This is a genomic window from Streptomyces sp. NPDC086766, assembly GCF_044746005.1.
Taxonomy (GTDB): Bacteria; Actinomycetota; Actinomycetes; order Streptomycetales; family Streptomycetaceae; genus Streptomyces.
This window is the reverse complement of the sequence record NZ_JBIVBI010000016.1, coordinates 149,963-156,505: the sequence shown is the minus strand read 5'-3', so window position 1 is coordinate 156,505 and position 6,543 is coordinate 149,963. Positions and strand designations below refer to the sequence as shown.

At 70.4% G+C, this 6,543-nt stretch carries 6 protein-coding genes; 2 read left to right on the top strand and 4 right to left on the bottom strand.

Translation table 11 applies throughout. The features are described 5' to 3' along the window. Nucleotides 1-887 (top strand): carboxyl transferase domain-containing protein (locus tag ACIPM1_RS26835; RefSeq protein ID WP_356194946.1); only part of this gene is annotated, 887 nt, incomplete at its 5' end. A 56-nt stretch (nt 888-943) separates the two neighbouring features. Continuing rightward, nucleotides 944-1,141, top strand: coding sequence for an acyl-CoA carboxylase epsilon subunit (locus ACIPM1_RS26830; RefSeq protein WP_356194943.1), 198 nt, complete (start codon nt 944-946; stop codon nt 1,139-1,141). Between the two features lie 266 nt (nt 1,142-1,407). Here the strand turns inward: ACIPM1_RS26830 and ACIPM1_RS26825 are convergent, their stop codons facing one another. The 4 genes from ACIPM1_RS26825 to ACIPM1_RS26810 all read right to left on the bottom strand — a co-directional run bounded on the left by ACIPM1_RS26825 (nt 1,408) and on the right by ACIPM1_RS26810 (nt 6,311). Beyond that, nucleotides 1,408-1,989: an ATP/GTP-binding protein gene (locus tag ACIPM1_RS26825; protein ID WP_030793786.1), complete on the bottom strand. Its 582-nt coding sequence runs from the start codon at nt 1,987-1,989 to the stop codon at nt 1,408-1,410. After that, complete coding sequence (locus tag ACIPM1_RS26820) at nt 1,970-2,542, bottom strand: DUF742 domain-containing protein (protein ID WP_402438890.1); 573 nt, start codon at nt 2,540-2,542, stop codon at nt 1,970-1,972. The genes ACIPM1_RS26825 and ACIPM1_RS26820 overlap by 20 nt, the downstream gene beginning before the upstream one ends. 96 nt (nt 2,543-2,638) lie before the next feature. Next, nucleotides 2,639-3,052 carry a roadblock/LC7 domain-containing protein gene (locus ACIPM1_RS26815; protein ID WP_030948713.1) on the bottom strand — a complete coding sequence of 138 codons (414 nt, stop codon included), beginning with the start codon at nt 3,050-3,052 and terminating at the stop codon, nt 2,639-2,641. A gap of 10 nt (nt 3,053-3,062) precedes the next feature. Beyond that, on the bottom strand, nt 3,063-6,311 hold the full coding sequence (locus ACIPM1_RS26810; protein ID WP_402438888.1) for a nitrate- and nitrite sensing domain-containing protein: 3,249 nt from the start codon (nt 6,309-6,311) through the stop codon (nt 3,063-3,065). Nucleotides 6,312-6,543: the final 232 nt, after the last annotated feature.

Below are 6,543 nucleotides of genomic sequence, written 5' to 3'. Positions count from 1 at the left end.
CGAGCGGGGTGTGCCACTTCGCCTACGACGACGAGGAGACGTGCATCGCCGAGGTGCGCTACCTCCTCTCCCTCCTCCCGCAGAACAACCGCGAGAACCCGCCCCGGACGGAGTGCTCCGACCCGGCCGACCGCCGCTCCGACGTCCTGCTCGACCTGGTCCCGGCCGACGGCAACCGGCCGTACGACATGACCAAGGTCATCGAGGAGATCGTCGACGACGGCGAGTACCTGGAGGTCCACGAGCGCTGGGCGCGGAACATCATCTGCGCGCTGGCCCGGATGGACGGCCAGGTCGTCGGCATCATCGCCAACCAGCCGCAGGTGCTGGCGGGCGTGCTGGACATCGAGGCGAGTGAGAAGGCCGCGCGCTTCGTCCAGATGTGCGACGCCTTCAACATCCCGATCGTCACCCTCCTCGACGTGCCCGGCTTCCTCCCGGGCGTCGACCAGGAACACGGCGGCATCATCCGGCACGGCGCCAAGCTGCTCTACGCCTACTGCAACGCCACCGTGCCGCGGATCTCGCTGATCCTGCGCAAGGCGTACGGCGGCGCCTACATCGTCATGGACTCCCAGTCGATCGGCGCCGACCTCACCTACGCGTGGCCGACGAACGAGATCGCCGTGATGGGCGCTGAGGGCGCGGCCAACGTCATCTTCCGCCGTCAGATCGCCGAGGCCGAGGACCCCGAGGCGATGCGTCAGAAGATGGTCAAGGAGTACAAGGCCGAGCTGATGCACCCGTACTACGCGGCCGAGCGCGGCCTGGTGGACGACGTGATCGACCCCGCCGGCACCCGCGAGACGCTCATCCGGTCCCTGGCGATGCTGCACAGCAAGCACGCCGACCTGCCCTCCCGCAAGCACGGCAACCCGCCCCAGTAACCGGGCGGACGCACCGCGGCAATGCCGCGGACCTCTCATCCACGGAGACTGAACCCATGGACAACGCCGACATCCGCGTCGAGAAGGGCCACGCCGAGCCCGAGGAGGTCGCCGCCATCACGGCGCTCCTCCTGGCCCGTGCGGCGGCCCGCCCCGCCGAGACGACCTCCGCCCACCGCCGCCGCCCCAAGGCCGGCTGGCGCCGCCTGGAGCGCGAGAACGGCTTCCGCGCCCCGCACAGCTGGCACGGGTGAGCCGCGGCCGGCACCACGACCGGCCGCCGCCGCACGCACGCGCGAAAAGGGCCCCTCTTCCGGGAGGGGCCCTTTTCGCTGTGCCCGCTTCTTCGCTGTGCCCGCTTCTTCGCTGTGCCCGCGACCTCGCGTGCCGCCGGGCCGCCGGGCCGCCGTGCCCCCGGGCCGTCGGGCCGCCGTACCCGCAGGGAAAAGGCGGGCGGCCCGCCCCGAGCCGGGGAGGGCCGCCCGCCTTTTCCGTCGCGCGGTCCGGTCGTCGCGCGGACCTACCGCAGCCGCGCCATCAGGGCGTGCTCGACCAGGGTGATCAGCGCCGACTTGGCGTCCGCACGGTGGCGGGCGTCGGTCGTGATGATCGGGGCGTCCGGGCCGATCTGCAGCGCCTCGCGCACCTCGTCCGGGTTGTACGGCTGGTTGCCGTCGAAGCCGTTGAGCGCGATGACGAAGGGCAGGCCGCTGTTCTCGAAGTAGTCGACGGCCGGGAAGCAGTCGGCGAGCCGCCGCGTGTCGACCAGCACGATCGCGCCGATCGCGCCGCGGACCAGGTCGTCCCACATGAACCAGAAGCGGTCCTGGCCCGGCGTACCGAACAGGTACAGGATCAGGTCCTGGTCCAGGGTGATACGGCCGAAGTCCATGGCGACCGTCGTGGTCGTCTTGTCCCCGGTGTGGGTCAGGTCGTCGATGCCTGCCGAAGCAGACGTCATGACGGCCTCCGTGCGCAGCGGGTTGATCTCCGAGACGGCACCCACGAACGTGGTCTTGCCCACGCCGAAGCCGCCCGCCACCACGATCTTCGCGGAGGTGGTGGAGCGGGAAGGACCGCCGCTAGAGCTTGCGAAGTCCACTGAGCACCCTTTCGAGCAGTGTCACGTCTGGCTGTCCACCGGCGTTCTCGTCGCCGCCGGGCTGATGGATGGCGACCAGGCCCGCCTCCGCCAAGTCGGCGACGAGGATCCTGGCCACGCCGAGCGGGATCGTCAGCAGGGCCGAGACCTCGGCCACCGACTTGATCTCGCGGCACAGATTGCAGATCCGCTGATGCTCGGGCAGTTGGCCCTGCATCTGGTGCGGCTGCGCTGTGGTGTGGACCAGCGCCTCGATGGCGAGCTGGTACCGCGGCCGGGTCCGGCCGCCCGTCATGGCGTACGGGCGCACCAGGGGATTGTTCGACGCCCCGGCGGGCGTCGGCTCAGGGGTACGTCGTTGCGGCTCCACCGGCAGGATGCGCGGCGCCGGCGGCTGATCGTACGGCGAAGGGCCGGGGCCCTGGGGCGCGTACGGCTGCCGGTGGCTCGGGGCGGAGGGGAAGTTGTACGGGTTCGCCGGACCGTCGCCCTGGCCCTGGGCAGGGCCGTACGACCAGTTGCCCGAAGACGAACCGCTTGGGGGTGTTGCCACTCTCTCTCCTCCTCCGACTGCGCCGGGCTCCAACCCTGTGGAAGCCGCGTCCCGAAACCTTACGGCCCCGGGACGCCAAAACGCACCGTCCGACTGTTAGTTGAGAAGGCTCCCCTGGAGCTCCGCACGGAGATCCGGGGTGAGAACCGTGCCCGCACGGTCCACCAGAAGAGCCATCTCGTACCCAATGAGGCCGATGTCCGCCTCCGGGTGTGCAAGAACCGCGAGCGAAGAACCGTCGGAGATGGACATGAGGAAGAGGAATCCCCGCTCCATCTCCACAACTGTCTGGTTCACGCTGCCGCCCTCGAAGATGCGCGAGGCGCCGGCGGTCAGCGAGGTCAGACCGGAGGCGACGGCCGCGAGCTGGTCGGCGCGGTCGCGGGGGAAGCCTTCGGACATCGCCAGAAGGAGTCCGTCGGCGGAGACCACCACGGTGTGGGACACCCCGGGGGTGTTGTCCACGAAGTTGGTGATCAACCAGTTCAGGTTCTGTGCCGCCTGGCTCATCGGGCTCACACTAACGCTCCTGGTTGTAGGTGCTGTCAGGACCGAAGCCCTGGCCGTTCTTTTCACTTCCTGCGCTGCGTCCCCGCTGCACGCCCCGGCGCAGGTTGCTCAGCCTGCCCCTGACGTCCTCGGGGGCGCGGGAGACCTGTGGGCCGCCCTGCGGGGTCGATTCCGCGGTCCCCTCGACCAGATTGGCCTTGGGCACCCGCCTCGGCAGACCGGAGGAGGTCACCCCGCCTGCCTTGGGCTTCCGGAGCTGCGAGGCCTGCTGCCAGCGCTCGTCGTTCGCCGAACGCCAGTCGCTGTCGCCGCTGCTCTCCGGGGTGCGGGCCGGCGTTTCCTGGTTCACGCGCCGCGCGCCGTTGGAACCGCTCGGGGTGGATCCGCGGCGGGGCAGCCCGGCGTCGGTCAGCTCGTGGACGGCGGAGGGGGCCGTTCCCGGACGATCGAAGCCTACGCGGTCCGGCTCGCTCACGTCAGCGGCCTGCGTAGATTCCGCTTCCGGAGCGTACTGGTCCGGGTAGCCGTTGCGGTAGCCGTTGCCCCGGGGCCAGTCGTCCTGGTAGGGCTGCTCGGCGAAGGCGCCGTACGTGTCCGACGCGGCGCCGTGCGCCTGCGCCTGCTCGTCCTGCGCCGGCTCCGCATACGGGGACTCCGGGTAGCCGCCGTTCGGGGCGTAGCCGTTGTTCTGCGGCAGGCCGCCGTTCGGCGCGAAGTACTGGTCGTCGTACGACGGCCGGCCCGGCTGCTCGTACGAGCTCCGCTGCTCCTCGTACGCCGTCTGCCCCTGGTCGCCGTACGCCGTCTGCGCCTCGTACCCGCCCTGCTCGGGGTAGGGCATCTGACCGGTGTCGTAGGCATGACCGCCGGTGGGTCCGTCGGTGTACGCGGGTGCCTCGGAGGTCTCCTGCCCGGTCTGCTCCCCGTGCGTCTGGGCCTCCAGGGCCGCGCGGCGCTCCTCGCGCATCAGCGAGCGGCCGACGGGGTCCAGGTCGCGGATGTCGTCCGGGACCTCGTAGCGGCTGTCGTCGAAGCCGAGCTCCGCGGCCGTCCGCATCGGCGGCTGCGACCGGCTGAAGTCCTCGCCCTGGAACTGCTGCTCCGGGATGATCTGCGAGACCGTGAACTCGTCGCGGTTCAGCGCCTGCTCGCCGCCACCGCCGTGGGTGATCGCGTCCGGCAGCATGACCAGGGAGGTCGTGCCGGCCTGCTCGCCGGAGGGGCGCAGCTGGACGCGGATGCCGTGCCGGTCGGCGAGGCGGCCGACCACGAACAGGCCCATGCGCTGGGAGATCGCCACGTCCACGGTCGGCGGGTTGGCCAGCTTGTGGTTGATGTCGGCGAAGTCCTCGGCGGTCAGGCCGATGCCCTTGTCGTGGATCTCGATCATGACGCGGCCGTCGGGGAGACGGGTCGCGGTGACGCGGACCTTGGTCTGCGGCGAGGAGAACGTCGTGGCGTTCTCGAGGAGCTCGGCCAGCAGGTGCACGAGGTCGGTCACGGCGCGGCCGTGGATCTCGGCCTCCGGGACGCCGGAGAGCTCGACGCGCTCGTACTGCTCCACCTCCGAGGAGGCGGCGCGCAGCACGTCGACCAGCGGGACCGGCTGGTCCCAGCGGCGGCCGGGCTCCTCGCCCGCGAGGACGAGGAGGTTCTCGCCGTTGCGGCGCATACGGGTCGCCAGGTGGTCCAGGCGGAAGAGGTTCTCCAGCTGGTCCGGGTCGGCCTCGTTGTTCTCCAGGTCGGTGATCAGGGTCAGCTGGCCCTCGATCAGCGACTGGTTGCGGCGCGAGAGGTTGGTGAAGATCGCGTTGATGTTGCCCCGCAGCAGGGCCTGCTCGGCGGCGAGCCGGACGGCCTCGCGGTGGACCTGGTCGAAGGCGCGGGCGACTTCGCCGATCTCGTCGGTCGAGGTGATCGGGATCGGCGCCACCCGGGTGTCGACCCGGCCGGGGTCGGTGCGCGAGAGCTGGTCGACCAGCATCGGCAGACGCTGCTCGGCGATGCCGAAGGCGGCGTTGCGCAGCTGGCGCATGGAGCGGCTCATCTGGCGGGCCACCATGCCGGCCAGGATGAACGCGGCGAGCAGGGCGACCAGGACGATGGCGCCGGTGATGAACGTCGACTGCTGGGCGTCGTCGGCGATGTTGGAGGCCTCGTTCACCGCCTTGTCGGCCATGTCCGACTCGATCTTCTCGTAGGCGTCGAACCTGAGGGTGTTGGCCGCCCACCAGTTCTGCGGGGTGATGCCCCTGCGGGCGAGCGCGAGGCGCTCGGAGGCGCTCGTGCTCTGCAGCGACGCGACGGCCCCGACCATCTTCTGCGGGTCGGCCGGCGGCGCGACGTAGTTCGGGTCCTTGGCCTTGGCCTGCTGGACCATCGCCGCGCCCTGGGCCTGCGCCTCCTTCAGGGCCGCGTCGAGCTTGTCGGAGTCCTCCTGGGTGCCGCCGCCGCGGTACTCCTCTGAGGCGATGCCCTCCAGGTAGGCGTACGAGGCGAGGGCGGTGCGCTGGCTGGCCATGTTGGGGGCGTCGGGGCCCGGCTTGACCAGCAGGTGCATGCCGATGGACCGCTCCAGCGACAGGGCGGCCTTGGTCAGCGAGATGGCGTAGACGGTACGGCCGTAGGAGGTGATGTTGCCGGTGCCCAGACCGAGCTCGTTGGCGAACTCCATCAGGGGGTGGGCGATCCGGACGTAGCCCTCCTCGGTCTGCACGCCGGTGAGCTTGGGGCTGTAGGCGGCGGCGCGCAGCTGTGCCAGCCCGGGCTCCGTCTCGCGGAACAGCTTCAGCCGGCGTTCGATACCGGGCGTCTCCGGCGCGCCCTGCGCGGCCCGGTCGAAGGCGTCGGCGGCCTTGTCGGTGAGCCGGCGGGCCTCGGTGACGGTCGAGTTGTTCTGGCCCTTGCCCTGGAGCAGGGGAGTGGCGGTGGTGTCGCGCTCGTTGTAGAGGGCGTTGGCATAGGTCAGCGAGGCCTGCACCAGACGCGCGGTCTTCTCCGCGTCCTGGGCTTCCTGCCAGGTGTCGATCGAGCTCTTGACCTGGAAGCCGCCCATGACGAGGCCGACCAGCACGGGTATGAGCAGGATCGCGTTCAGTCGGGTCGGCACCCGCCAGTTGCGGGGGGAGAAACGGCCACCGCTGGGAGCGGGAGCGGCCGTCGGTTCCGACCCGGGCACGGGTGCGGGCGCCGCACCGCGCGGCGGCGGGGTGAAGTTGCCCCGGGCCGACGGCTCGGGGCCGTTCTTGCTTCGCCTCACTCGACCAACAACCTCTCGGCGGTCGGCACCAACGTTGTGCCGCAGTGTCTCAGAGCCCAGGTACGACTCGACTGATGAGTACGTCTTTGACTATTGGGCAGTTCAGGCATTCCAGCACGTCAGCCAGCGCTCTTCCAAACAGTGGAAACGTGCGGAGCGCGCCGTTGTAAACCCCAGATAAATCGGTCATAAAGAGCGAGACCCGCCAAAAGGCGGGGCGCTTGTGCGCACA